At 61.2% G+C, this 1,801-nt stretch carries 1 protein-coding gene; it reads right to left on the bottom strand.

The window, feature by feature from the left end; all coding sequences use genetic code 11:
* Positions 1 to 73: 73 nt before the first annotated feature.
* Positions 74 to 1,636: a diguanylate cyclase domain-containing protein gene (locus tag IWX63_RS16560; RefSeq protein ID WP_199279245.1), complete on the bottom strand. Its 1,563-nt coding sequence runs from the start codon at positions 1,634 to 1,636 to the stop codon at positions 74 to 76.
* Positions 1,637 to 1,801 lie beyond the last annotated feature (165 nt).

Below are 1,801 nucleotides of genomic sequence, written 5' to 3'. Positions count from 1 at the left end.
CGCCCCCACGCGGCATCCGAAAGACTACGAGTACGAGACATCCCACCATGATCTCGTTCATCCCACCTCGGGGTTAGGAGACACGCCCTAGTTCGATGATCAGGCCGCTACTTTCGGCCTCAGGAATGAAGACGTCGGGAGGGCAGGGCTGGCCTTCCCACGTCCATCGGGCGAGAGCTTCGTATTGGAGGATTCTGCCCGAGCGGTCCTGGACGGACTGGTACACGGGGTGGATGTCGCCGGCGTCGACGGCCTGTCGGAGGCTCTCCTGCAGACGGGATCTTTGTAGAAGGTCTTCCATCATGTGCGGTCGGAACCGGACAAAACGGTTCTTGCCGGCGCTTTTGGCCTCATACATGGCGATGTCGGCACGCCTGAAGAGGTCCGACGCGCCACTGTTGGGGCAGCAGTCCGCGTATCGACTGGCAATGCCGAGACTGATGCTGGGGCGAAGGGCAACACCGCATACCTCCACTGGCGCTCTGAGGGCGTCCACGATCCGCTGCGCCACCTCGTCCGCGTCCTCCGCCGACCGCAGGATGACCACGAACTCGTCTCCACCGATCCGAGCAATGGTGTCACGTTTGCGCACGCAAGAGCCCAGTCTCTGAGCCACCTCGATGAGCATCGCATCTCCCGCCTGGTGCCCATAAATGTCATTGACCTCCTTGAAATCATCGAGATCTAGCAGGAAAACAGTCAGATCTTCTTCAGCGGGGGCGGTGTGCGCCGCTTCCAGCGCATCGTTGAACAGGGCCCGATTGCCAAGACCGGTCAGCGGATCCATGTAGGCGAGTTTGTGCAGTTCCTTTGCCCTCTTGCGAAGTTTCCGCAGAGCCCGTGCAGCTTCGAGCTCGGCATGGCGCCTGATGGTGATGTCCCGGAAGCTCCACACTCGGCCCACGACGGTGTCGGCCAGGAGTTGGGGACGGGAGAACCGTTCGAACACCCGTCCGTCATTGAAGTGCAGGACATCAAGGCTTTCGGCCCGCGGCTCGGCGTACAACTCGCGGACCTTCGCGAGGAAGGCATCGGGGTCGCTGAGCTGTTGCAAGACGAGTGCCATGATCGCAGCGTCATCATGGGTCGCCAGCACAGTAGTCGGGATGCGCCATAATTCTGCGAAACGCGAGTTGGTCCCGGTGATGCGCCCATCTGTCCCGACCACGAGGATCCCGTCGGCCGTCGATTCGAGCGTCGCGTTGAGCAGGGATACAAGTTCCTGCATCTGGGACGGAGGTTGCACCGTGTCATCGCTTAGAGACCGCACGGACACAACCCAAAAGGGGCTGTGACGGGGACGTGTGATAGAGGCTTCCACCACGAAGTTACTGCCACCGAAGCGCTGAGCCCGCGTCGTGAACACCCGCGGTCGCGGAGGATCAACAGTAGGCAGCTCAGGCGCGGAGGAGCCGAGATCTTCCTCCCAGGACGGAAGACATGTACCCAGTGAGGCGTCGGTCAGTCCATCGTCCGCATACCCGAACACCGCGTCTGCTGCGGCGTTGGACGCTGTGATGCGGTGAAGTGCCGGATCGACCAGCAGTACCGCGAAGGCCATCCCCTCAAGCATCAACCGTTGGAACTCCACCGGGTCTTGCCGTACCCCGAGACCGGGCACGATCACACTGGACATCTGTGTGGCGTCCCTCCATACGAAGCTGTCCTATCAGGACAACCTACGCGATAATTCGGCCCTTCGCATTTAGGGCGTGTCTCCTAACCCCGAGGTGGGATGAACGAGATCATGGTGGGATGTCTCGTACTCGTAGTCTTTCGGATGCCGCGTGGGGGCGTTTGG

Source organism: Arthrobacter sp. CAN_A2 (assembly GCF_015752045.1).
GTDB lineage: Bacteria > Actinomycetota > Actinomycetes > Actinomycetales > Micrococcaceae > Arthrobacter_D.
Note: the sequence above shows the minus strand (reverse complement) of the source record. Positions and strands in the feature narration are given on the sequence as shown.